The organism is Bosea sp. NBC_00550 (assembly GCF_026020075.1).
Taxonomy (GTDB): domain Bacteria; phylum Pseudomonadota; class Alphaproteobacteria; order Rhizobiales; family Beijerinckiaceae; genus Allobosea.
Genome location: NZ_CP102772.1, coordinates 4,591,800 through 4,615,623 on the forward strand (window position 1 = coordinate 4,591,800; position 23,824 = coordinate 4,615,623).

The 23,824-nt window shown below is 65.0% G+C and carries 21 protein-coding genes; 11 read left to right on the forward strand and 10 right to left on the reverse strand.

Annotation, left to right across the window (positions count from 1 at the left end):
- Positions 1 to 287: 287 nt before the first annotated feature.
- The 7 genes from NWE53_RS21935 to NWE53_RS21960 form a co-directional block, all read right to left on the reverse strand.
- Positions 288 to 545, reverse strand: coding sequence for a hypothetical protein (locus tag NWE53_RS21935; protein WP_265051464.1), 258 nt, complete (start codon positions 543 to 545; stop codon positions 288 to 290).
- Positions 546 to 1,107: 562 nt separating this feature from the next.
- Positions 1,108 to 1,500 (reverse strand): hypothetical protein, encoded by a 393-nt coding sequence (locus NWE53_RS21940; RefSeq protein ID WP_265051465.1) that lies wholly within the window; start codon positions 1,498 to 1,500, stop codon positions 1,108 to 1,110.
- A gap of 212 nt (positions 1,501 to 1,712) precedes the next feature.
- The gene (locus NWE53_RS30095; RefSeq protein WP_442865050.1) at positions 1,713 to 2,120 is read right to left on the reverse strand and encodes a BRO-N domain-containing protein; all 408 of its coding nucleotides are present in this window, start codon (positions 2,118 to 2,120) and stop codon (positions 1,713 to 1,715) included.
- Between the two features lie 134 nt (positions 2,121 to 2,254).
- The gene (locus tag NWE53_RS21945) at positions 2,255 to 2,878 is read right to left on the reverse strand and encodes a recombinase family protein (RefSeq protein WP_265051466.1); all 624 of its coding nucleotides are present in this window, start codon (positions 2,876 to 2,878) and stop codon (positions 2,255 to 2,257) included.
- Between the two features lie 509 nt (positions 2,879 to 3,387).
- On the reverse strand, positions 3,388 to 3,744 hold the full coding sequence (locus NWE53_RS21950; RefSeq protein ID WP_265051467.1) for an HdeA family protein: 357 nt from the start codon (positions 3,742 to 3,744) through the stop codon (positions 3,388 to 3,390).
- Between the two features lie 546 nt (positions 3,745 to 4,290).
- The gene (locus tag NWE53_RS21955; protein ID WP_265051468.1) at positions 4,291 to 4,566 is read right to left on the reverse strand and encodes a hypothetical protein; all 276 of its coding nucleotides are present in this window, start codon (positions 4,564 to 4,566) and stop codon (positions 4,291 to 4,293) included.
- Between the two features lie 194 nt (positions 4,567 to 4,760).
- Positions 4,761 to 5,096 (reverse strand): hypothetical protein, encoded by a 336-nt coding sequence (locus tag NWE53_RS21960; protein WP_265051469.1) that lies wholly within the window; start codon positions 5,094 to 5,096, stop codon positions 4,761 to 4,763.
- Between the two features lie 81 nt (positions 5,097 to 5,177).
- On the opposite strand from NWE53_RS21960, the gene NWE53_RS21965 reads away from it, so the two are divergent.
- The 10 genes from NWE53_RS21965 (at position 5,178) to NWE53_RS22010 (ending at position 17,509) form a co-directional block, all read left to right on the forward strand.
- Entirely contained in the window at positions 5,178 to 6,527 is a 1,350-nt protein-coding gene (locus NWE53_RS21965) for a polysaccharide biosynthesis/export family protein (protein ID WP_265051470.1), read from the forward strand.
- A gap of 69 nt (positions 6,528 to 6,596) precedes the next feature.
- The gene (locus NWE53_RS21970; protein ID WP_265051471.1) at positions 6,597 to 7,271 is read left to right on the forward strand and encodes a LuxR C-terminal-related transcriptional regulator; all 675 of its coding nucleotides are present in this window, start codon (positions 6,597 to 6,599) and stop codon (positions 7,269 to 7,271) included.
- Positions 7,272 to 7,683: 412 nt separating this feature from the next.
- Entirely contained in the window at positions 7,684 to 8,376 is a 693-nt protein-coding gene (locus NWE53_RS21975) for a sugar transferase (protein WP_265051472.1), read from the forward strand.
- Between the two features lie 115 nt (positions 8,377 to 8,491).
- Positions 8,492 to 9,649 (forward strand): glycosyltransferase, encoded by a 1,158-nt coding sequence (locus tag NWE53_RS21980; protein WP_265054976.1) that lies wholly within the window; start codon positions 8,492 to 8,494, stop codon positions 9,647 to 9,649.
- 102 nt (positions 9,650 to 9,751) lie between these two features.
- Entirely contained in the window at positions 9,752 to 10,444 is a 693-nt protein-coding gene (locus NWE53_RS21985) for a class I SAM-dependent methyltransferase (RefSeq protein WP_265051473.1), read from the forward strand.
- 79 nt (positions 10,445 to 10,523) lie between these two features.
- Positions 10,524 to 11,933: a hypothetical protein gene (locus NWE53_RS21990; RefSeq protein WP_265051474.1), complete on the forward strand. Its 1,410-nt coding sequence runs from the start codon at positions 10,524 to 10,526 to the stop codon at positions 11,931 to 11,933.
- Positions 11,930 to 13,933 carry a glycosyltransferase gene (locus NWE53_RS21995; RefSeq protein ID WP_265051475.1) on the forward strand — a complete coding sequence of 668 codons (2,004 nt, stop codon included), beginning with the start codon at positions 11,930 to 11,932 and terminating at the stop codon, positions 13,931 to 13,933. Before NWE53_RS21990 ends, NWE53_RS21995 begins: the two co-directional genes overlap by 4 nt.
- Entirely contained in the window at positions 13,930 to 15,642 is a 1,713-nt protein-coding gene (locus NWE53_RS22000) for an exopolysaccharide biosynthesis protein (RefSeq protein ID WP_265051476.1), read from the forward strand. The genes NWE53_RS21995 and NWE53_RS22000 overlap by 4 nt, the downstream gene beginning before the upstream one ends.
- 24 nt (positions 15,643 to 15,666) lie before the next feature.
- Positions 15,667 to 16,452, forward strand: coding sequence for an FkbM family methyltransferase (locus NWE53_RS22005; RefSeq protein WP_265051477.1), 786 nt, complete (start codon positions 15,667 to 15,669; stop codon positions 16,450 to 16,452).
- Positions 16,442 to 17,509, forward strand: coding sequence for a glycosyltransferase family 2 protein (locus tag NWE53_RS22010; RefSeq protein WP_265051478.1), 1,068 nt, complete (start codon positions 16,442 to 16,444; stop codon positions 17,507 to 17,509). Before NWE53_RS22005 ends, NWE53_RS22010 begins: the two co-directional genes overlap by 11 nt.
- A 3-nt stretch (positions 17,510 to 17,512) precedes the next feature.
- Here the strand turns inward: NWE53_RS22010 and NWE53_RS22015 are convergent, their stop codons facing one another.
- The 3 genes from NWE53_RS22015 to NWE53_RS22025 are packed head-to-tail and all read right to left on the reverse strand — an operon-like array spanning position 17,513 to position 22,137.
- On the reverse strand, positions 17,513 to 18,952 hold the full coding sequence (locus tag NWE53_RS22015) for a lipopolysaccharide biosynthesis protein (protein ID WP_265051479.1): 1,440 nt from the start codon (positions 18,950 to 18,952) through the stop codon (positions 17,513 to 17,515).
- A 51-nt stretch (positions 18,953 to 19,003) separates the two neighbouring features.
- The gene (locus NWE53_RS22020) at positions 19,004 to 20,170 is read right to left on the reverse strand and encodes a glycosyltransferase family 4 protein (RefSeq protein WP_265051480.1); all 1,167 of its coding nucleotides are present in this window, start codon (positions 20,168 to 20,170) and stop codon (positions 19,004 to 19,006) included.
- A gap of 17 nt (positions 20,171 to 20,187) precedes the next feature.
- Positions 20,188 to 22,137: an HAD family hydrolase gene (locus tag NWE53_RS22025; RefSeq protein WP_265051481.1), complete on the reverse strand. Its 1,950-nt coding sequence runs from the start codon at positions 22,135 to 22,137 to the stop codon at positions 20,188 to 20,190.
- Positions 22,138 to 22,391: 254 nt separating this feature from the next.
- On the opposite strand from NWE53_RS22025, the gene NWE53_RS22030 reads away from it, so the two are divergent.
- Positions 22,392 to 23,738: an FAD-dependent oxidoreductase gene (locus NWE53_RS22030; protein WP_265051482.1), complete on the forward strand. Its 1,347-nt coding sequence runs from the start codon at positions 22,392 to 22,394 to the stop codon at positions 23,736 to 23,738.
- Positions 23,739 to 23,824: the final 86 nt, after the last annotated feature.

Genomic DNA, 23,824 nt, shown 5'->3' on the forward strand with positions numbered 1-23,824 from the left:
GTCTGGCCGAATAGCAGGGCTGACCGCAGCCGCTAGGGTGATCCCCCCGCTAGGGTGATCCCCCTGCTAGGCCCCCGGTACAGACCAGGGAGTGAAGACCCCAGCCTTTCGACTGGGGTTTTCTTTTGGCCGGTTACCTCAGGGTCGCGGCCATCCGCTGGAACGACGTGTCGATGCCAACGGTGTCGATGGGTCGAGCCGCCGGGTTGAACGCGATGCGGTCGATAGGGCTTGTCATTGGTGATCCTTAGGGTTGGGCGCCTGATTGGGAGGCGCGGATATGAGCGTCAGCGTTGGGCTGCCGCGGGGACCTTGGCGAAGTCCTGGAGGCGGACGCTGAGAGCGCCCTGGGTGGCCTCACGGTGGAGCACAGCGATAGCCATGGAGACGGCAACCGTGTTCGACACGCTGCACCCGTTACGGGTTTCGATATGGTCGCGGATCGCCGCTAAGCGGGCGATGTCCTGCTTGGTCTGGTGGATGGTGATGGCGGCTGCACCTTGGCCGCGATGGCGATAGGCGACTGGCCGGGCGCGTTTGATCATGGCCAATGGAGTGGCCTTTCTGCCGAGGCGTTGGGGTTTATGGAACAATCAGAAAAAACCCTCGCTACCCAACCGGTGAAGGCGGGCCACGAGGGCAAGGACTGTTGGCGATGAGGGGAAGCCTTGGGCGTCAGCCGTTGGCTAAGGTGACCCCTGAGTGGGGTACACGGCCAAAAGCGCCTCTGGGGGCGGAAGGCGGCACCGCGCCATTGGCTAAGGTGCAAGCAATCAGTAACGTGCGGTACGCTCGCCGCTGGCTAAGGTGCAGCTTGGGGCGTCACAAGAGGGAGTTAGCAAGTTCGACCACGCCGCTGGCTAAGGTGGGGGTTGAAAGGTCACACGGCTCGCTGAACCGCCAAGCTCGACACACGGTCGGAGGCGAGAGGCCAGCCGACACAGGGCTTTGGCATAGGTGGGGGATAATTGTCGCAAGGGGGATATTCAGGGCCGCACAGGACGCTCCTGGAGGCTCACCAGGACGCACCGGGCGGCGCCAGCTAGGAGGCATGCGGCCAGGGCGGCGAGAGTCACCAGCGCGGCCCCAGCGGGCGCAGTGGGGCGATCAGATTTCAGGGTGAGCCCGTGCCTTGCGTTCCCAGTAGGCCGCCCTGCGTGCCTCAGCGGCCTCCCGGCGCCGGGTTAGATCAGCGTGGTACGCTTCGGCGTTAGCCTTTGAACGTGGGATGCGCCGCGCTGAGCGTAGTAAGAGGTTCTGCTCCCACTGCCGTTCCTCGACTGTCAGCGCGGGGAGTTCATCCATCTCGCGTTCGAGGCGGCGACGAAGCATGGCGACGAGCCGGCCCTTGGAGGTGGCTTCGGCCCAAGCAGGTGGATCGTAAGCATCCCGGTGCCGGTCGCTCTCCGCCTGAAGGTAGCGCAACTCTCGCTCCAGCGCGGCGAGGACCAAGCGGTACTCGAATGAGTCGAGCGTGGTCGTTCCCTTTGGTCCGAACATGGTTCCCCCCGGAAGTCCGCCCATAACGTAGCTGTAGGACGTCTCGTTGGTCGAGAGGAAACCTGCGCTTGCCTTCCGACAGCATCCACTTTTCCAGGGCCAGCTGCTCGGCCATCATCGGGTGATCCATGGGTGGTCTCCTTGATCAAATCATTGAGGAATGAAGGAGGGGACGGAGAGGGCACCCGCTAAGGTGCAACTTAAGCGTCACATCAGCGGGACATTAGTGAGCGATAGCGGGCCGCGTCCTCGCAGAGCACCGGCTGGACGTGGGACGGCCTCAGGGCGGGCACAGAAGGCGGCGGAGGAGGAAGCGCGGGGAGTTCCTCGGTGACCCTCGGCGCGGCCCGATAGGCGCCCGCCTTGCGGATCGAGGGGAGCACCTCGTGGCGGACCCAGCGGTCGAAGGCCTTGGCGCCCGGCTTCCTGCTCGCCTGTATCATCTTGTAGAGGCCCGGCTCTGAATGATGGTGGCGGGTTGAAGTCCACCGAGGGTATCCACATTGCGGATGCCCCTTTTCATCGGGGTCCAACATCCGAAGCGGGTTGGATGTGCTAACATACCCAAGCGCCCGGCTCGCGTCGTTGGCGACGAACCACGGCTCCCCGTCCAGCGGGATTACGCGGAGCCCGCACCCTCCGCCGCCCGGTCACTAGACGACCCCCAGTCTGATTGGGGGTGACGGCCATCGACCCTCATCAAAGTCGGGTCTAAGCGCCGCCTGTCTCATCGTACCCCCGAAAATTTCGGGGGCTATGTCGATGCCTGGGCAACATCCTTCGCGATCCGGGCCACCTGTCCCCGGCTGCATCCGGTGATGGTCTGCACCTTCGCCCATGACATGCCGGCCTTGAGTAAGGAGGCGATGTTGTCGTTACGCTCGGTATTCGCCGGGCGGCCCTTGTAGCGGCCCTCCGCCTTCGCCTTGGCCTGCCCCTGAGCCTGCCTGCGGCGGCGGTCCTCATAGTCCTTGCGGGCGATGGCGGCCAGCATGTCCAGCATCATCGCGTTGATGGCGTCGAACATCCGCACCGTGAACTCATCGGCCTTGGGGTCCGCCATGGCCCAGCTGGTCGGTAGGTCCAGCGCGACGACGCGAACATGACGGGCGGCCAGCTCGGCCTTGAGCTTGGTCCAGTCCTCAGCATTCAGGCGCGACAGGCGGTCCACCTGTTCGATAAGGAGCACGTCCCCCGGCCGGCTATCGGCCAGCAGCCGGAATAGTTCGGGGCGCTTGAGTGAAGCCCCGCTCTCGTTCTCGATGTAGGTGGCGGCGATGGTGAGGCCCCGCTCACTGGCGAAGGCTTCTACCTGATGGCGGGCGCGGCTGGCGTCCTGCTCTCTGGTGGAAGCTCTGAGATAGGCACGAATGAACATGGGAACCGCCCTAAGTATCTTTTGGATAGGTCGGTATCTATAGGTATTCCAAGGATAGGTCAATAAGCCGCTTGAGGCTCCAATCGGCTGGTCCTCTAAGGGCGTACCCAAAGTGACCGCCTGCCGGGCCTTGGCGCCCCGATGGTGGTGTGCGGTCCGCGCCAGTAGCGAGCGCGACAACAAGGCGGCCGAGAACACCGAGCAGCCGGGCTGAACTACGGAGGGCCACCCCTGCCTGCCGTTCGAGGGGGCACGGGGGGTAGGTGAGCGGCCATCGCGGAAATAAGGGTTTCAGATACTTGGCTCAAAACATCCGGGGTCCCTGGAAGGCTCTCAGCGACTCCTCCAGGGCCCTCCAGGTCTGCTCTATGCCTAACCAGCTGGCGCTTCGCCGCGGGTCTCCACGGGGCTTCTAGGCCTCTCCTAGAGGCGTCCAGTTCGGAGCCTCTAGTGCCCCCGGCAAGCGTTTTGTTGCGTGCCGTCGCCGAGCAAGTGGAGTTAGCGATTCGTCATTTAGCGATTACGATGCCACGATCCTTGCGCATCTTGTCGAACACCAAGCCAATCGCCTTGATTACCGTAACTTTCGGGTTGTCCTTGCAGTACACGATGATCTCGTGCTCGGCTTCCTTGGCGCGGGGGACATTGATGAAGTGCTTCTTGCCAAGGCCGTTGTACCAGCCGCTATACCACGTCATCAGAAGGCTTGCATCTTCTTGGAAGGTGCCGGCCAGCTGGGCGCATGTCAGCTTCTGTACGTTAATGTAGCCGTTTGCGTCGGCATAGGTCTTCAGTTCCACTTGGGCGTTGGCGCTGGATATGAAGCAGCCGACGAGAGCCGCGGTCGCTAAAATGAGGGTGCGCATCGGTCTTTCCTTCATTATTCGAAGATTGAGAGAAGGCACTACGGGCTCCGACAGGAACCCATTGTCCACTGACCTTAGGGCCAGTATCGCCCCCTGGCTACCATGAGAAACTTGGTCCGTTTGCCATGATTGATGGCGGTGGAGGAGACGTCACGCTGGTGGAGCGTGGGTGGCTATGTCTGCCTCGGAAATTTCGGACCACCCCCCGGTAGCTGCTGGCTACAAGGACTGCCCCAGGCTCACCCCTTTGGGTAGCGTCACGCTCTCTACCACCGACCGCAGCTGCTCAAGCAAGGGGCCGCCGCTGTAGACGCCCAAGGTCATCCCAGGGCGCTCATGGCCAACCGCAAGCGATATGAGGTGGGGCGGCTGCGCAGCCTGCTCCCCGCGACCGCGACACTCAACGTTGCATCCGTTGTCTACAGACCTTGCCTACAGGTCCGGATTAACTGATTGATAAATATAGGTCTGTCTGATGTAACTTCCCCCTCTCACGGCGAAAACAGGGGTTCGAGTCCCCTAGGGAGCGCCACCGATTTCCGCGGCTCAGGTTCGGCTCTGTCGACGGGCCACGCGGCGGTAGAGCAGATATAAGCCGCCAGCGATACGGGAACGGAGGCTGTGCCGCCTGTCGAGACTCGTTGAAGGCCCGGGCAGCGCCGCGAGCATGTTCGAGAAGGCGAGATACTGTGTCCTGAGATCGGCGAGCCGCCGGCTGGCATAGGCCATCTGGGCTTCGGCCTCGGACAGCATCTGCTCGTCTTCCGGCTCGCGCTCGAAGTAGATACCGCTCTCGTTTCCCAGAAGCGATGCTGCGCGCAACCTGGCTTCCTCCAGGCGTCGATCGAGACCTTTCCGTTCTTGCTCCAGGCTGCGTCTGGCCCTCAACAGCGCGAGCCGAACCGCCTGGTTCCGGCCGTCATCCGTCTGTTGATCGCGATCGGGCCTGCGGAAGCGCGTGATCATCGACATGGGGCAGGGACCTCCCGACGTCGAGACAGCAATTGATGTGCCAATCAGCGTGGCAAGATGCGATTCAACGCTGAGCGGAGGCCGGTACGGGGCGCGTCGCCGGGCCTGTTCGCGAGACGCGCAGCGATCATCGCCGCAGCGAAGGCGCCGCAGCTCGCGACGAGCGAGGCCAGCATGACGGCGGGCAGCGGCCCCAGCGGCCAGGCCATGACGACCGTGAGCCCACCGCCGATCAATGCGGCTAGGAACAGGACAAAAATCATCGGCCACCATTCTCTGACGACGCAGGAAGCCTCGTCACGACTATACGCGTTCCGCGGGCCGGCACCAATTTGAATCAGGGCCTCGAATCCCGCCAGCCGCTCGATATCATCGGCCATGGCCATTAAGCCCAGGTGAACTCCGCCGGCGCTTGGCAGAGAACTTGCTATAAGCAGCCCTCGTAGCTGTCGAGGGCGTCAATGGTGCTTCGTCGATCTGCCACCGCGTCGAACTTCCGGATCGTGCCGCCACGGCTCGCGCCCCTGCTTGCCGCTGTTGTCGGGGCCTTCTGCTTTGTTTCGACGGTTATGGCCGGCGAGCCCAGCTATCGGGTCGGCCCCTCGGACAAGGTCAGGATCAAGGTTTCCGAATGGAGGCCGAACTCTCGCGAAGTCTTCGAGTGGACGGGGCTGAGCGGCGAGTTCACGGTCAATTCCGGCGGGCTGATCTCGCTCCCCATCGTGGGATCGGTGTCGGTCGACAACAGGACGACCGACGAGATCGCGGCGCTCATAGCGGATCGTCTCAAGGTCTCCGCCGGGCTGGTCAATGCTCCCGCCGCGGCCGTGGAGATCGCCCAGTATCGGCCGATCTATGTCGTCGGAACCGTCGAGAAGCCCGGCGAATACGCCTACCGGCCGGGCCTCAACGCGCTTCAGGCCATCAGCATCGCCGGTGGCTTCCAGCGGGCTGAATTCGCTCTCGCGCGATTCGAACGCGAGACCATTGTCGCCGATGGAGAAATCCGCCTGCAGGAGACGCAAAGGCTCGCGCTGCTTCTGCGCCGTGACCGCCTGTTGGCGGAAGCCCAGAAGGCCGATGCGATTGCCTTCTCGCAGGCCCTGCAGCGCTACCCCGATGCCCCGTCCGCGGCGCAAGGCATGCGGGAGGAGACGATGCTGTTCAACGCCCGGCGGACCGCGCTGCTCTCCCAGCTGACACTGCTGCAACAGGCGAGATCGCTGCTCGAGGATGAGTTGAGGACGCTTGGGGCCAAGGAGACCAATCAGCGAAAGCAGGTCGATCTGGTCCGCCGCGAACTCGACAACATCAACACCCTGATGAGCAAGGGGCTTGCGGTGAGCCCGCGCCAGCTCGCCGTCGAGCAGAACCTCGCCCAACTGGAAAGCCAGTCGCTGGACCTGATCGTGGCGATGGCACGGGCCAAGCAGGAGATTGCCCGTACCGAACGCAACAGCCTTGATCTGCAGAACCAGCGCGATGCGGACGTCAGCAGGGAATTGCGGGAGACGCAGACGAGCCTCAAGCAGGCCGATGATCGGATCGGCTCGCTCAAGCTGCTGATCAACGAATCCGGTACGATCGGGCCGCGGCTCGAAACTGAGCAGTCGCGCGCCGCGTCCCGCATGTCGATCGTTCTGATCCGCCGGGAAGGTGGTTTGACGAAGCAGTTCGCTGCCGAGGAGACGTCAAGCGTGCAACCCGGCGATCTCATCAAGGTCGAGCGTCCGCAATTGCAGGCCATCGCGCCTGATTTGCTGTCGCTCGACAGGCGGAAGAGCGATGATGCCGGCGTGAAGCAAAATTGAGATCCAATGAATCTATAAAAAAAGACGGGGGGAGGAGAGTGGAAGCGACGACCTGACCAAAGGGACGCCATGAGTTTGGCCTCGGATACGAAGCTGCGTGTCTTCATATGCGACGAACACCCGATCCTCGTGGCCGGCGTGCGATCGTTTCTCGGCCGCTCGCCCGATATCGAGGTGGTCGGGGAAGCAAGTTCCGCTGGGGCATTCTTGCCTCTGATAAGCGAGGCATGCCCCGACATCATCATCGTCGACGCTGTGCCAGGCGGGATTTCGCTCATCAGGTGCCTCGTCCAGGCATTCCCCAATGCGCGCATCATCTGCCTGTCCGAGCAGGACGACCATCGCCATATCGGAGAGGCCTTGGCGGCCGGGGCGCGTGCCTATGTCCTGAAGACCTCGCCGGGCGAGAGCCTGCTGCGTGCGGTCGAGGCGCTCCGCCGGGGAGGCCAGTATGTCGAGGGCCAGGGGGTGCGTGCCGGCGGACAGCTGGCCGGCGGCTCGAATGGTCACCGGACGGTGCTCAGCGAGCGTGAAGTCACGGTCCTCAGGCTGGTGGCCTTCGGCTACAGCAGCAGGGAGATCGCAGCGCGGCTGGGCCTGACGACAAAGTCCGTCGAAACCTACAGGATCCGGGCGACCGGGAAACTCGAACTTCACGGCCGCTCCGACATCATCCAGTACGCCATCGTCATGGGGTGGTTCCAGGGCGTGGCTCGGCCCGCCTCGATCGCGGCGCCGAATTAGACCGCCAGCAGCGCGCCCGCCTGAATTCGAGTCGGTCAAGGAGCGTGGCTGGGCTGGGCTGCCTCTCGCCTTCCTGTAGGTGGGATTGCCTCTTCGCGCTGCCATAGGCGGACGGTCGGTAACGCCGCGTCCGGGGCGGCATTCCCTAAGGGAGTGGCTCAATTTAACGCAAGGTAATGCAAATTAATTGGGCGAGTGAATCGCCGTAATACGCTCGGCATCAAAGCGCTGAATTTAGAGCCATTTTCGTTCTCGTTTTGTAGGGTATTTTCTGATGGCTGATCGAAAAAGTACCATCTTATGTATTGATAGTATAAATAGTAATCAGCAACTAAATTGATCTTGCAGTTTGTTTAACTTGGGTTGATATTTTCTTAAGCGACGTCGTCGTCTTAAGGCCAAGGGTGATGCCATGGCGAAATCAAATCGACCGTCTGGCCTTTCTCTTCCGCGCCCAGTCGGTACGCGGCTGAATCCCAAAGTTCGGTCTGCTGCGGAACGTGCCGCCAAGCGTTCGTTCGACGTTGTTCTGGCGCTCGTGCTTCTGGCTTTCCTGATCCCGTTGCTCGTCGCCCTCTCGGCGGTGATCAGCGCGTCCGATGGCGGCCCAGCCCTCTTTCGTCAGAGGCGGGTCGGCAGGCAGGGCAAGCCGTTCACCTGTCTGAAGTTCAGGACGATGCGATGCGACGCGGAAAAAGCGCTTAACGACCTCCTGGAAGCGGACACCGAGGCCGCGCGGGAGTGGACAGAAAACCAGAAGCTCTCTTGCGATCCACGCATTACGCCGCTCGGGCAATTCCTGCGGCGCACGAGCCTGGACGAGCTGCCCCAGCTGCTCAACATCCTGTCCGGGGAGATGAGCTTCGTCGGGCCGCGGCCGATCGTGGAAGCCGAAATCGCGCGATATGGCGAGGCTTTCTCGCAGTGCTTCTCGGTGCCACCGGGCCTGACCGGTCTCTGGCAGGTGAGCGGGCGCAGCGACTGCGGTTATGTCACGCGAGTGGCGCTGGATGCGCGCTATGCGCGCGACTGGACACTCGCGCTGGACCTCCAGATCCTCGTGCAGACCGTTCCTGCGGTGCTTTCGGGGAGGGGAAGTCGATGAATTCGGGCCTCGTCTCCAGCCTCAAGCTTTCATGCCTGCACAAGCGATGCTCCCCGCCGGCTGCCGATACGCGGCGGGGCGTGCGGTCCCACAGGACGACAGCGGAGGCGGCGCCATGAAGGTCGCGATCATCCACTACTGGCTGGTCGGCATGCGGGGCGGCGAGAAGGTCGTCGAGTCGCTGTGCCGCATCTATCCCGACGCGGACATCTTCACGCATGTCTACGTGCCCGAGGCCGTCTCCGAGGAAATTCGGCGGCATCGGGTCATTCCGAGCTTCATCAATGGCCTGCCCCGGGCCCGAAAGATGTATCAGCAGTATTTGCCGCTGATGCCGCTCGCGCTCGAGCAGCTGGATTTGCGCGGCTACGATCTGATCATCAGCAGCGAATCCGGGCCTGCGAAAGGCATCGTGCCTCCACCCGGCTCGATGCACATCTGCTACTGCCACTCGCCGATGCGATACATCTGGAACATGTTCCATGATTATCGCGAGAGATCGGGTTTCATCACGCGATGGATGATGCCTATTTTCGCGCATTACATCCGCAATTGGGATGCAAATTCCGCGAGCCGCGTCGATCACTACATCGCGAATTCGGAGACGGTCGCAGGAAGGCTGTACCGTTACTATCGCCGGGCCGCTGCGGTGATCAACCCGCCGGTCAATGTCGATGCGTTCGAGGTCGTGCCGAACGAGGCCGTCGAGAACTACAGCCTCATGGTCGGCGAACTCGTGCGCTACAAGCGGCCGGAGCTGGCTGTCCAGGCCTTCAACGAATCCGGCCGTGAGCTCGTCGTCATCGGCGGCGGCGAAATGCTGGGTGAATTGCGCCGGCTTGCGAAGCCGAACGTCAGGATTCTCGGACCGCAACCCTTCGACGTACTGCGGCATCACTATTCCCGGTGCAGAACGCTGATCTTCCCCGGCGAGGAGGATTTCGGGATCGTTCCGCTCGAGGCGATGGCCAGCGGTCGTCCCGTCGTCGCCTATCGTCGCGGCGGCGCTACCGAAACGGTCATCGAGGGCAAGACCGGCATCTTCTTCGACGAGCAGAGCGTCGAAGCCATCATCGCGGCCGACAATCGGGCGCGAGCGACCACCTGGGATTCCGGCGCGATCGCCGACTATGCGCATGGTTTTTCGCGGGATGTCTTCGAAACGCAGATCAAGCTGCACATCGAGCAATTGCTGAAGCCGCTGCCGAACACGATGCGGAAAGCGGTCCTGCATTCCGGACTCACGCCGCAGCTCGCCCCGGCGGAAGGTTGAGGAATGCGTCGTGACAGGGACCGCATCGCCAACGCACCGGGAACGCGTTCGCCCGGGCTCGCAGAGCGCGATAGCCCCCGCAACCCTTGTTGAGTGAGTGCCGTGCAGACGATCTACGAAACCGAGCAATACGCCGACCGGAATCCGAACTGGCACGAAGAGGATTCGCCCTGGAAGGCGAAGCATGTCGCCGAGATCATCAGGAAGAACGATCTCGACTTCGAGACGATCTGCGAGGTCGGCTGCGGCACGGGAGAGATCCTGCTCAACCTCGCCGACGCGTTCCCCGAAGCAAGGTTTTCGGGCTACGAGATCTCGCCGCATGCCTATCGGCGTGCGAAGTCGAAGGAGACCAATCGTGTCCGGTTCCATCTCGCGAACCTGATCGAAGAGGATGGGCCCCACTTCGACATCCTCGTCATCGCCGACGTCGTCGAGCATGTCGAGGATTACCTTTCCTTTCTGAAGAGCCTGAAGGACCGTGCCCGCTACAAGGTGATCCACGTTCCGCTGGACCTTTCGGTTCAATCGGTTCTGCGGGCCTGGCCGATCATGGGGCTCAGGGAGAGCGTCGGGCATCTACACTATTTCTTCAAGGACAGCGTCCTCGCGACGTTGAAGGACTGCGGATACGTCGTCCTCGACTACAAATACACGGCGAGCCGGCTGGAGCTTCCCAATCAGGCCTTCAGCAGCCAGCTGATGCGGCTGCCGCGCCGGCTCCTCTATTCGGTCAATCCGGATTTCGCCGTCCGCATGCTCGGGGGCTATTCCCTGATGGTTCTGGCGGAATAGCCATGGATGGCGGGCGCAGACAGGTCGCGGGGCATCGGAGCCAGCAGTTTCTCCAGCAGGATTCGGGAGGCCGCCGGACATGATGCTGGAGCCGATCGGCCTGGTCACGGTCCTCATCGGGATCGCCTGCCTTCTCTCCACGATCGAAGCCTCTCTCGTCGGCCTCGGTATCGCGGCCGTGCTGGGCGCGGCCTGCGCGCTGTTCGTCGGCGGGGCGAATGTCCAGCCGGGCCACCTGTTCCTCGGCTTCGTCGTGATCGCGGCCCTCAGCCGCAGGCGGGAGGCCAGCACCGCGATCCGGGCGCTCAACCCCGATGAGCCCGGCTTCTGGCTCGCCTGCCTCGCGATATACGGGGTCGCCAGCGCCTTCTTCGTGCCGCGCCTGTTGGCGGGCACGACTGACATCGTCGCGTTGGGAACCTCGATCTACGAGGATAATGGCTCGACTGTGCCGCTGACGCCGGTCTCGAGCAATCTCACGCAGAGCGTCTATCTGATCGCCAATCTCATCTGTTTCCTTGCGGTCGTGGCGATCGCCACGACGCAGAAGGGGTTCGAGGCGGTTCTGAAGGGCGTCCTGGCCTATTGCGCCGCCAATCTCGCCTTCGCGGCGATCGATCTTGCGACCTTCTATTCCGGCACGCAGGCCGTGCTCGAATTCATGCGCAACGCCCAGTACGTGATGCATACAGAGGACCAGGTCGCCGGAATGAAGCGCATCGCAGGCTCGTTTCCGGAGGCCTCGGCATTCGCGCGCTCCACGCTCGGCGTGTTCGGCCTGACCGGAACGCTTTTCCTCTGCGGTCGATACACGCTCCTGACGGGAGGCCTTGCCGTCTGCGCGGCTGTCTCCCTTGTCTTCTCCACCTCGTCGACCGGGCTTGCCGGGGCGCCGGTGATGTTGCTGCTGCTTTACGCGACCGCCACCCTCCGCGCGCAGCGGCCGGGCGGTCGCACGGCGGCGGTGGTCGTGGTCGCAGCACCGGCCGCCGCGGTCGCGGTGTGCATCGGCGTGATGCTGGAACCGACGCTGTCCCAGATCATCCAGGACTATTTCAACCTGGTTCTCCTCGACAAATCGTCTTCGGATTCCAGTATCGAGCGCAGCGCCTGGAACGCGATCTCGTTCCAGAACTTCCTGGATACCCACGGCATCGGGGTCGGGCTCGGCACCGCCAGGGCGTCGAGCTTTGCGGTCGCCCTGCTCGCGACGGTGGGTGTTCCCGGCGCGCTTTTCTATGGGGCCTTTCTCGTCGGCGCGCTTTTCGTGCGGCAGGGCATTCCGGGCAGCTTCCCCACCGATGTGCGCCTCGCCGCGCGCAACGGCTGCATCGGCCTGCTGCTGGGCGACATGCTCGTCAGCCCGGTGATCGACCAGGGCCTGTTCTTCTACATGCTCGCCGCGCTGGCCGCCGCACGGCCGAAGGGGGAGACATATACCGCGAGATCGATGATCCCCGGCTTTCCCGGAAGGAGGCTGCCGGCATGAGTTCCACGACCGGCTTCGCCATCAACGGCCGCTTTCTGACGCAACGCGTGACCGGCGTGCAGCGCTACGCCCGCAACGTCGTTGCCGCGATCGACGCGGCGCTTGTCGAGCGCGGACAGGCTGCGGCGATCATCGCGCCGCGCCGTGTCGACGATCCGGGCTTCCAGGCGCTGCCGCTAACCCGCACAGGCCGTCTCTCCGGCCATGGCTGGGAGCAGCTCGAACTGCCGATCTCATTCTCCGGTCCGCTTCTCAACCTCTGCAACACCGCGCCGCTGGCAAAGGGCGAGCAGATCATCTGCATCCACGATGCGAACGTCTTCACCGCTCCCGGCAGCTATGGCCGGGCGTTCCGGGAACTCTACACCCGGCTGCAGCCGCTTTTGGTGCGCCGCGCGGCCCGCATCGCGACGGTGTCGCAGGCCTCGGCGCGGCAGCTCGCCCGCTACCTGCCGATCCGGGCGGACGAGATCGCCGTGCTGCCGAACGGCCACGAACATGCCCTTGCCTGGCGGCCGGAGCGTGCCGAGACGGCGCCGCTGCTACTCGCGGACAGGGCAGGCCGCCGCTTCGTGCTCGCGCTCGGCTCGCGGGCGCGACACAAGAACCTGAAGCTCCTGATCGATATCGCTCCCCAACTGGCCGACAACGACATCGATGTCCTGATCGCGGGGGGCGAAGGCGATATCTTCGCTCCGGAAGCGCTGCGCGCGGCGCCCAATGTCCACCTCCTCGGCCGCCTGTTGGATGATGATCTCGCTTATCTGATGGACAGGGCGCTGTGTCTCGCCTTTCCGTCGCTGACCGAGGGCTTCGGTCTGCCGATCGTGGAGGCGATGGCACGCGGCTGCCCCGTGGTCTCGTCCGATTGCGCGAGCATGCCCGAGGTCTGTGGCGATGCCGCGCTCCTTGCCGCACCGACGCAGCCTGAGGCCTGGATCAGCTCAATTATGACCCTCGCCAGGTCTCCCGGCTTGCGCGAGGAGCTGAGCGGGAAAGGGCGCGAGCAGGTGGCGTCCTTCTCCTGGGCGCAGACCGGCGCCGGCTATCTCGATCTGCTTCGCCAGCCTGCGGCGTCGCTGGCCGGGCGAGCGGCCAACCTGTCGCGGCCGCCGCATATCGCAGTCGTCATCGCCACGCGGGGCCGCCCCGATGTGGTCTCCCGCACCGTCAGGCATCTCCTCGCGCAGCAATCGCTGAAGCCGACTGACGTCATTGTCTCCTGTTGCAGCCGCGAGGATGCCGGCGATCTCGTCGGCACCTCGGACGCGACGGTCGTGACCGGCCCCGCAGGGCTGGCTGCCCAGCGCAATACGGCGCTGGCCCGGCTGCCGCCTGGAACCGAAATCGTCGTATTCTTCGACGATGACTTCGTCGCGCACCGGGACTGGTTGGCGCGGGCGGCGGAGGCCTTCCGGGACGACGTCGACGTGGCCGCGCTCACAGGCCGCGTCCTGGCGGACGGCGCCACGGGGCCGGGCATCGGCTTCGAGGAGGCCAGCCGGCTGGTCGAGCATGTTCCACGCAGCGACTGGTCCTGGATCGACAGCTACAGCCCCTATGGCTGCAACATGGCCTTCCGTGTTTCGCAGCTCGGCGATCTGCGCTTCGACGAGCGCCTCGTGCTCTATGGCTGGCTCGAGGACCGGGACTTCGGCGCTGCGCTCGCCAGGAAGGGCGGTCGCGTCGCCAAATCCGCAGAGCTCGTCGGCGTTCACATGGGCGTCAAGAGCGGCCGGATCGCGGGCGACCGCCTCGGGTACTCACAGGTCGTCAATCCGCTCTACATGCTCCGGAAGGGAACCATGACCTTGCCGCAAGTCGCCGGGCAGCTGTTCCGGAACATGGCGAGCAATATCGGCAAGGCCGCCTGGCCGGAGCCGTTCATCGACCGTCGGGGGCGCCTGCGGGGCAACGTACTGGCGATCGCCGACGTGCTCCGGGGGCATGTCCAGCCGGAGCGGGCGGCATCGATCACACTCGGTTCGGAGAGGGCATGATGCATAAGGGGTTCACCGGGGGGCGTCGCCTGCAAACGGTCTGGCCGATCGACGAGGTTTCCACCGCGCCGGCGGAGGACGGGCCGCTCGCCTTGCTGAGATCGGTTGGAGCCAAGGTGCGGCGCTATGCGGTCCCGCTCGGTCTGTGGACCGGCCTCTGCATCCTCGCAGCGGGCCTTTACGCTTACACGGCCGTGCCGATCTATTCCGCCACCGCGACGCTCCTGCTCGAGCCGAGGCGCGGAGTGTCTCGCGGTGTCGGGGAGCAGGCGGGTGCAGGGACATTGGACCTCAACCGTGCCGACAGCGAGCTTCAGGTCATCCGCTCGGAGCGCCTGTTGAATGCGGTGTTCGAGGGGCTCGGCCTGGCCGAAAAGCCCGAGTTTCTGCCGCAGGGGGGCGCAGCCGTCGGAAACCTCGCGAACTGGCTGCGCCGGGTCGCCGGTAGCCAGGTGCGGGGAGGCAGGCGTGCCGTGACCGGCGAAAACCCCGGTGAGAACAAGGGCGCTGGTAACGAAGCTTCGTCGCCCGCACCCGACGCGGCCCTGACGCGGCAGGTCGCATTCGAGAATTTCGCGCGACGCCTCACCGCCCGGCGCGTCGGACAATCCTATGTCGTCGAGATCACCTATTCGTCGTCCGATCCCGCCCTCGCGGCTCAGGTCGCGAATGCCGCCGCCTCGGCCTATATCTGGCAATCCGTCTCGTTCAAGGCCGAGCTCGCCCGGAACGGAGCGGAGAATCTCCAGGGACGCGTGAACGCGCTGGATGCGCAGGTCGAGGCCGCCGGGCGTGCCCTGAACGAGGGCGTCGTGCCGGCGGGGCCGACGCCGGACGCCGATGCCCGGGTGATCGGGGCCGCGCTACGTCCGCTCGCGCCCTCGGCACCGCGAAAGACGCTGATCCTGCTGCTCGGGGCGATCGGTGGCCTGATGAGCGGCCTGATGGTGGCCGCGCTCGTCGGGGCTTTCGATCGCAAGCTGCGCGGCTCCGGCGATCTGCCGCGGCAGGCGGGCTTGCCCTGCCTGGCCAGCATCCCGCAGGGCAACGGCGGTCGCGGCGCAAGGCGTCGGTCCGAGGCGGAAATGGAGCGCCTCGCCGTCACGCATCCGACGAGCGCCTACGCATTGGCCGTCCGCCGGCTGCGCACCGCGGTGGCGCTGGCCTGCTCCGCCAGCAGGCCGGGAGAGAACATGGTCGTCGCCTTCGTCGCCTGTGACACCGGAGCCGGCACAACGACGCTGGTGATGAATCTGGCGCGGGTGATCGGCCGCAGCGGGACGCATGTCACCGTGCTGAATACGGAAGGCCCGGACCGCTATGAGCTTCAGGGTGGCGGGGCAGTGACCGTCGTCGACGCCTTGGCCCATCGCGCGCTGCCCGCTCAGCTGTCCTGCTTCAGGCTGGACGATGTTTCGGTCCTGCCTCTTCTCTCCGCGACCGAGGATCTGAACCATTTCGCTGACTTCAACGACCCGTGCGTGGACGCCATGATCGACGCCGTCAGGCAGAAGGGCGACGTGCTGCTCAATCTGCCTCCGGTCGGCAGCGAGATGGATACGCTCGCTTTGGCCCAGCACGCCGACGCCGTCATCCTGGTCGCAGTCGCCGGGAGCACGCGCATCGACGAGGTCGCGGAGGCTGCGCGCTCCCTTCGAGCCGGGGGAGCGAACGTCATCGGTGCCGTCCTGAGCAACGCGGCGGCCTAGCTGCCGCTGTCGAGAGGTGAAGACATGCTGACTAGAACGACCAAGAGGATGGCGGCAGGTGCCGTAGGCGCCCTGGCCGCTCGGCCCGACGTCCGTCAGATCGTCTTCAACGCCCTGCGATTGCGCCGGCCCGAGATCATGCAATTGCGCGAAGACGATGCGGTCCGCTTTCTCGCCTACGTCTTCGAAAACCTCGACAGCTCAAAGTCCCAGATCCTGCAGGATCTTTGGGTCGCCTACGAGCTTTCGGACATGCGCGGCGGGTTCTTCGTCGAGTTCGGGGCGACGGACGGGCTGACGAACAGCAACAGCTGGCGGCTCGAGAAACAGTTCGGCTGGAGCGGCATCCTGGCGGAGCCAAACCCCGTCTGGCATGACGCCCTCGACCGCAATCGCAGCGGCGCGGTCGACAAGCGCTGCGTTTATGCGCGGTCGGGCGAAACCCTCGGCTTCATGGCGACCGAGGATCCCGAGCTGAGCGGCATTTCGGCGAGCGCGGGGCGTGACCATTTCGCTGCGGTTCGGCAGGCCGGGACGCCGATCGAAGTCGAGACGATCTCCCTCGACGATCTGCTCGACCATCACGCCGCGCCCTCGGTCATCGACTACATGTCGATCGACACCGAAGGCAGCGAGCTCGAGATTCTCGAAGCCTTCGACTTCGGAAAGCGGCAGGTGCGCCTTCTCTCGGTCGAGCACAGCAACAGCCCGCAGGAGCCCAAGATCGACGCGTTCCTGGCGCAACACGGCTTCAAGCGGCGCTTTCCGGAGTATTCGCAGTGGGACGGCTGGTACGTCCATGGAGGTTGAGACTCGGGAGGTTGAGACTCGCAGCGTCGGCATGCGCGAGGACCGGCGCACGCCCGCACCGCGGATCGCCGTCATCATCACCTGCTGGAACTACGAGCGCTTCGTCGGGCGGGCGATCCGCAGCGTTCAGGGGCAGAGCTGCGCCGAATGCGATCTGGTGGTGGTCGATGACGGTTCGACGGACGGGTCGTGGGATGCGATCCGCGAAACCGGCGCCACGGCGTTCCGCATCGCCAATGGGGGCCAGCGGGCGGCCTGCCTCTTCGGGCTCGATCAGACCAGCGCCCCCTTCGTGCTCTTTCTCGATGCCGATGACGAGCTGAAACCCGGCGCGCTCGCTGCGATCCTTCCGCATCTCGATGCCGGTGTCGCCAAGGTGCAGTTCCAATTGGCCAGGATCGACGAGAATGGCGAGCGGGTGGGGGCTGCCTTTCCGCCCCTGTCCGCCGGCCGCGATCGTGATCACCTGGTGCAGCGCGTCTTGCGCACTGGCGTCTACACCACCCCGCCGACCTCCGGGAACGTCTTTCGCCGCGATGTTTGCGAGCTGCTGCGCGAGGCCGATTACGACCGGGCGGCGGATGGCGTCATCCTGTTCGCCGCTCCGTTCCTCGGCGATGTCGTCAGTCTCCCGGAGGAGCTCGCGCTTTATCGCGTGCACGCCGCCAACGATTCGGGCCTCGGCAAGCCGCTGGACCCCGGATTGCTGCGTCGCGATCTCGTCCGTTTCGCTCGGCGGATGGAGCATCTGCGGCAGGTCGTCGCCCGCTCCGATGTGACGGTGCCGCTGGTCCAGGCGCAGGAGGCCTACTTCCACCGGGAGCGGAGCTTCTATCTGGCGCTCGCGACCGGAAACCGCCTCGACCGGGGCCAATTCCCGGCGTTGATCGGGAGCCTCTGGCGCGAATATTACCCGGCGAAGATCAAGGCGGTCATGACCCTCTTCTTCGCGCTCGCGGCGGTTCTGCCGCCCAGCCTTGCCGTGCGCCTGCTCGGTTATCGCCTGCAGCCGGGCCGGCGCTCTCCGCTCGGCTTCCTCAAGGCGCTGATGAACTGAACTCTACCAGCGGTCGACGAGCTCCAGCCGGCTCGGACCGGCCATGAGCCTGATGCCGAGGATCAGCAGCGTGCAGCCATAGGTCGCTGCCGCCAGAGCCGCGATGATCCCGAATTCCAGCACCGCTTGCAGGCCGAGAGGCGAAAGACGTTCGCGGAGCAGCAGGACGACCACGGTCATGACGGCTGCCGCGGCCAGCACCTTCCAGAGGTTCTTCAACTGCTCGGCAACGCCGACGCCGATCAGGCGATGGGTCGCGTCGAGATAGAAGGCGAACATGATGCCCGAGAGGGCGAGCCTCGCGATGCTGGCGCCCGTCGCGGAAGCGAGGAAGACGCCGAGCGAGACGAGGACGATCCGGAAACCGAGATCGATGACGCTCAGCCGGGCCAGAAGAGAAGGCCGGTCGACGGCCATGCTCAGGGCACACAGCGTCTGGAAATAGGGGATCGGCAGCACCGCGAGCGCCAGCCACTGCAGCAAGGGGGCTGTACCGGTCCATTTCGGGCCGAGCAGGATCGCGACGAGGAGATCGGCGGTAAGAGCTATTCCCAACGCGGCCGGAACCGCCAGCAGCATGGCGATGCGGGCCGCCTTGAGAAAGGCCCTGCGCAATCGCGGCGGGTCGGCATTCATCTTGGAGAAGGCGGCCATGACTGGCTGGAGCGCCGGGCCGATCAGGCTTTGCGTCGGGGCCGCCGACAGGTCGCTCGCGACGGCATAGTGACCGAGTGTCGCCTTGTCGGCCGTCACGCCGATCAGGGCGCGGTCGAGCTGCCAGTTCAGGGCCGAAATGACCTGGGTAGCGGTGAACCAGCCGACGAAGCTGGAGAAATGCGAGAAGCGCGCCAGCGACAATGACGGTTTGTAGGGTGACAGCACATAGGAGACGGCGGAGGCGACGGTCGGCGCCACGACGAAGTTGACGGCGATCGCCCAGAAGCTGCCGCCGGCGAAGACCGTCGCCATCGCGGCGGCGAAGGCGACGACCTTGCCGATGAACTCGGCCACGAACATCGGGCGGAAAGAAAGTTCGCGCGTATACGCGACCATGCCGGGGCTGAAGAGCCCTCGGGCAACGGGGGCGATGGAGAGCACCAGCACCAGCGGCAGGAATTGCTCATGCGCCCCGAAGAACGAGAAGGGCAGCGCCACCAGCAGGATCGCCAGCGCGACGATGACGCTGCGCGCGAGGCCGAGCGTGAAGCCGGTATCGAGATGGCTCTTGTCGATGGTGCGCAGCCGGGTCAGAGCCTGGCTGACCGGCACTTCCAGCACGGTATCGACGATCGCGACCAGGCTCATGGCGAGCGCGGTCGTCCCGAAATCTGCGGGGGTAAGGATGCGGGCGAGGACCAACATCGTGACCATGTCGATCGCGCGCCCGGCGAAACGGGAAAGGATGAGCCAGCTCGCGCCCTTGAAGGTCTTCACAGCGAGCATGTTTGGGCCTTTTCAGGAAGGCTGCCGCAAATCCGGGCACGGAGAGGGAACCTAGGCATGAGCCGCCGCACGCAGCGAAGTGGCCAGCTCCCGATAGAGCTTGCGGGTGTCGAAGCGCTGCCGGACCGTTGCCGCCGCCGCCGCGCCGAATTGCTCGCGCCTGTTCCAGGCATCGGTGATGGCCAGTGCAAGCGCGGCGGGGTCTGCCACCGGCACCAGCCGGCCATCGACCCCGTCCTCGACCAGCCATTCGAAGGCGCGGATCCGGCTCAGCACCACCGAGGCGCCGCAGCCCATGGCCTCGAGCGCGGCGATGGCGACCGCTTCGTTCGAGGACGGCATGGCGTAGACGCCGCAACTGCGGAAAAGCTCGCGCACTGCCGCCCGGCCGAGAAAGCCGTGGAAGACGACACGCTCCGTGACCCCCGCCTCGGCGGCGCATTTCTGCAGCTTGGCGAGGTCCGGCCCCGAGCCGACGATATCCAGGCGCCACTCCTTCGGCAGCAGGGCGAGCGCCCGGATGAGGTCGCTGGTCCGCTTCTGCTTGTCGGTCAAGCGCGCGACGGTGAGGATCGTCTTGTCGCGCCGGCGGCCCGGGTCGGGCGAAAATTCGCTGGTGTCGCAGCCATTGGGCTGGAGCTTCGATCGTCCGCCGAAGGCCTGGACGATGTCGCATTCGTTGGGCGTCTGGCTGTAGACGAACGGCGTCCTGGCGAAGCTGCGGCGCTTGAACCACTTCAGGACGCCCCTGGAAACGCCGCCATGGTCCGCCGCGGTCACGGGGATGTCGACGCGCGTCACGACATGGTCGAAACGCCCGCTCCAATATTCCTGGATATAGAGCAGGTCGATTTCGTCGGCGCTCAGGCTTTCGCGCAACGGCTTCATCAGGGCAATCGTGTTGAGGCGCTCGTCGAGATACAGCGACAGCGGGTTGGTCCGGCTCAGCCGCTTGAGCCAGACCCGCTCGGCAGGAACATACCAGCGCGCCAGCGGCAGGAAGCGCACGGAGACACCGAGCTCCGTTTCGTAGCGCCCGCTCTCGCGGAGGGAGGGAATATAGAGCGTCGGCCTGATCCCGTTCTCGACGAGGCCGCGGGCGTAGTACCAGGACCAGTCACCGCGATAGCTCTTCAGATACGTCTCCCGCGTCTGGCCCTGGACGCCGCCGAAGAAGCCTTCGAAGGAGCCGCAGCTGAGCAGCATCGCGACGTTCATGGGGCGCCCGGGGGCGGTCACCGCAGCCATTGTGCCGACAATCCTCTCACCGCGTAGCCTGCCTCCATCGCCAGCAGCAGCGCAGGGCGCAGATGCGGGAATTCGCGCGCGATGGCGCCTTCCCGCCAGAGATGCGACCGGACCGCAGAGAGGCGCGCAAGCGCATGGCCAGGGCTGTTGCCGTTGATTGCAGCGACGACATCGCTGCGCCCGAAATCGACCGAGCGCCGGCCGACATCAAGCGCGTGCAGATCCTGTGTCGATGGGCGGGTGATCGCCTGCTTCAGCCTTGGCCAGGCGCGCTCCGCATCGTCGAGGAGCGTCGCGCCGTCGGGAATCTGATCGATATAGGCGAGGACATCCCGCAGCAGCGCGTTGCTGGCGGCGACATCCACGGCCTCGCGGCGGACGCAGCCGGAATTCGCCAGCACATCGCCCGCGGCGTCTTCATGAAAATGACGTACCGAGGGGATGGCCGGCTCGAACAGGCTTTCGACGAGCTGCCAGTAGCGCAAGACCGTCGTTTCGACCTGGAACGGGCTGTAGACATCCTGCTCGACGAGAAGGCCGACGACCCGCGGGAAATGCTCTTCCGAATGGCCCTTGTAGTTGGACCGCGCGAGCTGGACGGTTTCGATCGACAGTTCCGGAAACCCGTCGGCGAGGAGCCGCTGGGTGCTGCCGTAGAGACCGGTATCGCAGAGCACCAGCCGCCCTCGCCCCGCCGAGACCTGTTTCAGGTGCCGGCGGAAGAGAGCGTTCTGCGCGTCGATATCGTCCACGACCTGCTGGCCTGCCGGCGTTTTGAAGAGATCGTAGAGTTGGTCCGGCACGAACGGCTCGGACCAGCTGGCGGGCAGCTCGCGATTGCGCCCGCTCAAGGCTTGCGCCACGTCGGCAAAGCTGCTGTCCCGGAATTCGCGGCTCAGTTCCTCGACTGCGGCGGGGCTGCGCCTTGCGATCGCCGCGCGCGCCGCGACGAGACGCGAGATCAGCAGGTTTTCCCGGGGCGTATCCAGCCGCAGATGCAAGCGATCGAGCAGACGTTCGAACGCCTCCCGAATGCCGACGCCGCCGCGGGCGCAGAACAGCAGTATCGCGTCGTCGTCCTTCCGAAGCTGATCGGCATAGAGCCAGATCCGGAGGCAGAATTCCGCGACGATCGGACCTAGCACCGCGCCGGCGAAGCTGGCGGTATCCCTCGGCGTGGGCAGGGCCAGCCGGCTGCCAACCCATGCACGGTCGAGGCGCCGGCGCGCCTCGGCGGCGGCCCCGTGCATACGCGAGATGCGGCGGCGCAGCCGGGCTCGCGGCAAATGAAGCGTCCTGATGCCCAATGCGCAGGGCACTTCATGGTCGGCGATGGCGTCGTCGCCGACATGGAGCAGGCGGTGCGGCGGGACCTCCTCGGCAGCCAGGATCTGGAGGAAGATGTCGCCTTGGCGCTTGGTGGCCGCCTCGTCCGCGCTTGAATAGACCCGGGAGATCAATTCCGGCCCGTGATGATGCTCGATCAAGCCGGCTATGGCCGCCGCCGGCAAGCCCGTGTCGCTGATCGCGACGACCGGTATGCCGGACTGCCGGAGCGCTGCGGCCAGGGCACGGTTGGGCCGCAACGACCGCTTCTCGACCTCGATCTCGATGGCAAGCCGGTCCAGCGCCAGTTCTTCCGGCAGCCCCAGTACCTGGAGCTGGCGCCGGGTGATGTCGAGAAAGCCGACTTCCCCGTTTCCGTTCATATTGACGGCGCGGTGGGCCAGCGACTGCGCGCGAAGGCGCAGGTCGACGAGCCTCTCCACGGAAACCGAAAAGCCGCGTTCGCCGAGAAACCGGGCAAACAGCCCTTCGCCTTCGACGATACGCGAACGCTCCGATCTCAGTCGCCGCAACAGCAGCGTGTCGAAGACGTCCGTGGAGATCAGGCTGACACCATCGAGCCTGCTGCTGAGTTCGCTTGGGCCTCGCACGTCGGAATCCTCGTTCCAGAGCCAGAGCCGCTTGGGCTGAGGTAAAGCGAAGATCGTGCCAGCGCAGTCACGCGCCTCTGCCGCAGCGGCAGAAAGATGCCGAGTCGCATTCTCGAACGTTGGCCTAAGTCTTGCTGGGATCCGGAGTGATGCCGACGCGCCCGGTCTTTTGCCGGATACTTCTGGCTCCGGAGCGTCGCGCCCGATCCATCTGACCACCGACCCGGTGGTGCAGGGATGAGAAGGGACGAGCCATGGATGACGCGGTTGCCCGCGACATGGAAGACGTCGAAGGCTTGGTCGAGCACTATGACGCCGTCGTGCTCGGCGCCGGCGTATCCGGGCTCGTCTCCGCCTCGGTCCTCGGCGCGCAGGGATGCGGACGCCTCCTCCTCGTCGACGAATACGCCCATGTCGGCGGGAACCACATCGATTGGTCGAGTGGCGGCTACACCTTCGACATCGGCAGCCTCATCTTTCAGGACGACTCGCCGCTGCTCGCTCATTTTCCGGAGCTGCTGCCGCGCTATGTGCCGATCGACCCGAGCTGGGCGCGGCTGAACCCGCAGAGGAAGGTGACCGCCTATCCGATCTCGCCGAGGGACGACGTCCTGGCCGCCGGCCTCTGGGTCCTCATCTGCATCGCAGCCTCCGTCATCTATGCCCGGCTTTTCCAACGGCAGATGCGCAATGCACGGGACTTCGCGCGCTACTGGATCGGCGGGTATCTGCTGCACCGGACCGGGCTCGAATCCTATATGAAGCGCTTTTACGGCGTGCCGGCTGAGCAGATCGATATCGAGCTCGCCCGCAAGCGGATGCTCTGGATCAGCGAAAACGCCTCGCTGCGCGCCTTTGTTGCCCGCTTACGGAAGCCGAAGGGCGGCGCGCCGACGAACCGGCAGCTCGCTCGCCCGAAAGAAGGCTTCTCGACGCTCTACGCCGCGGCGGTCGACCGCCTCAGTGCGAGTGGCGTCACATTCCGCCTGTCGACCCGTCTCGAGGGGATCGAGCGTTCGGGGCAGGGGTTCCGCGTCAGGTTCGCGGACGGCACGATCAGCGCGAGACGCGTCATCTCGACAATCCCTCTGGACCGTGCGGCGGCGCTGTGCGGGATCAATTTCGGCGAGGCGGAACTCGAGACGATCACGCTGGTGAGCCTCTATTTCAGCTTCTCCGGCGAAAGGGGCTTCCGGGAGTCCATCCTCTACAATTTCTCCCATGAAGGCGCCTGGAAGCGCCTGACCGTCTACTCGGATTTCTACGGGCCGGCTGATGGCCGCGAGTATTTCGCGGTCGAGGTCATCGCCGACCATATCGGGCATTCGGCCGCCCAAGCCGAGGCGGATTTCCGCGCGCATGTCCGCTTGAACGGGCTGTTCGATGGCGACCTCAAGCTGGAGGGCAGCCAGATGCTCGCCAATGCCTATCCGATTTATCGCAACGGAGCGGCGGCGAGGGCTGCGGCGCTGGTGGATTCGCTGCGTCAGTTCGGCGTGGAATCCTTCGGGCGGCAGGGAGCGTTCAACTATCAGCCGACCGCCCGGGTCTCGACGCACGAAGCCGAGGCGGCGCTTGGCGCGAGCCGGTCCGCGCTGTGAGTCTCAAACGCAGCCAGACGAGGCTCCCACCCCGGGCAGGCTGCCGTTTCCGGGCGGCAGCCACTCGGTCCGGTCGGGACAGCAAG

Bases quoted from the DNA above. Each gene is read 5' to 3' on its own strand.
- NWE53_RS22000 (WP_265051476.1), top strand. From the start codon at position 13,930: ATGATGCATAAGGGGTTCACCGGGGGGCGTCGCCTGCAAACGGTCTGG.
- NWE53_RS21995 (WP_265051475.1), top strand. From the start codon at position 11,930: ATGAGTTCCACGACCGGCTTCGCCATCAACGGCCGCTTTCTGACGCAA.
- NWE53_RS21990 (WP_265051474.1), top strand. From the start codon at position 10,524: ATGATGCTGGAGCCGATCGGCCTGGTCACGGTCCTCATCGGGATCGCC.
- NWE53_RS21975 (WP_265051472.1), top strand. From the start codon at position 7,684: ATGGCGAAATCAAATCGACCGTCTGGCCTTTCTCTTCCGCGCCCAGTC.
- NWE53_RS21965 (WP_265051470.1), top strand. From the start codon at position 5,178: ATGGTGCTTCGTCGATCTGCCACCGCGTCGAACTTCCGGATCGTGCCG.
- NWE53_RS21980 (WP_265054976.1), top strand. From the start codon at position 8,492: ATGAAGGTCGCGATCATCCACTACTGGCTGGTCGGCATGCGGGGCGGC.
- NWE53_RS22005 (WP_265051477.1), top strand. From the start codon at position 15,667: ATGCTGACTAGAACGACCAAGAGGATGGCGGCAGGTGCCGTAGGCGCC.
- NWE53_RS22010 (WP_265051478.1), top strand. From the start codon at position 16,442: ATGGAGGTTGAGACTCGGGAGGTTGAGACTCGCAGCGTCGGCATGCGC.
- NWE53_RS21950 (WP_265051467.1), bottom strand. From the start codon at position 3,744: ATGCGCACCCTCATTTTAGCGACCGCGGCTCTCGTCGGCTGCTTCATA.
- NWE53_RS21970 (WP_265051471.1), top strand. From the start codon at position 6,597: ATGAGTTTGGCCTCGGATACGAAGCTGCGTGTCTTCATATGCGACGAA.
- NWE53_RS21935 (WP_265051464.1), bottom strand. From the start codon at position 545: ATGATCAAACGCGCCCGGCCAGTCGCCTATCGCCATCGCGGCCAAGGT.
- NWE53_RS22015 (WP_265051479.1), bottom strand. From the start codon at position 18,952: ATGCTCGCTGTGAAGACCTTCAAGGGCGCGAGCTGGCTCATCCTTTCC.
- NWE53_RS21945 (WP_265051466.1), bottom strand. From the start codon at position 2,878: ATGTTCATTCGTGCCTATCTCAGAGCTTCCACCAGAGAGCAGGACGCC.
- NWE53_RS21960 (WP_265051469.1), bottom strand. From the start codon at position 5,096: ATGGCCGATGATATCGAGCGGCTGGCGGGATTCGAGGCCCTGATTCAA.
- NWE53_RS22030 (WP_265051482.1), top strand. From the start codon at position 22,392: ATGGATGACGCGGTTGCCCGCGACATGGAAGACGTCGAAGGCTTGGTC.
- NWE53_RS21940 (WP_265051465.1), bottom strand. From the start codon at position 1,500: ATGTTCGGACCAAAGGGAACGACCACGCTCGACTCATTCGAGTACCGC.
- NWE53_RS22020 (WP_265051480.1), bottom strand. From the start codon at position 20,170: ATGAACGTCGCGATGCTGCTCAGCTGCGGCTCCTTCGAAGGCTTCTTC.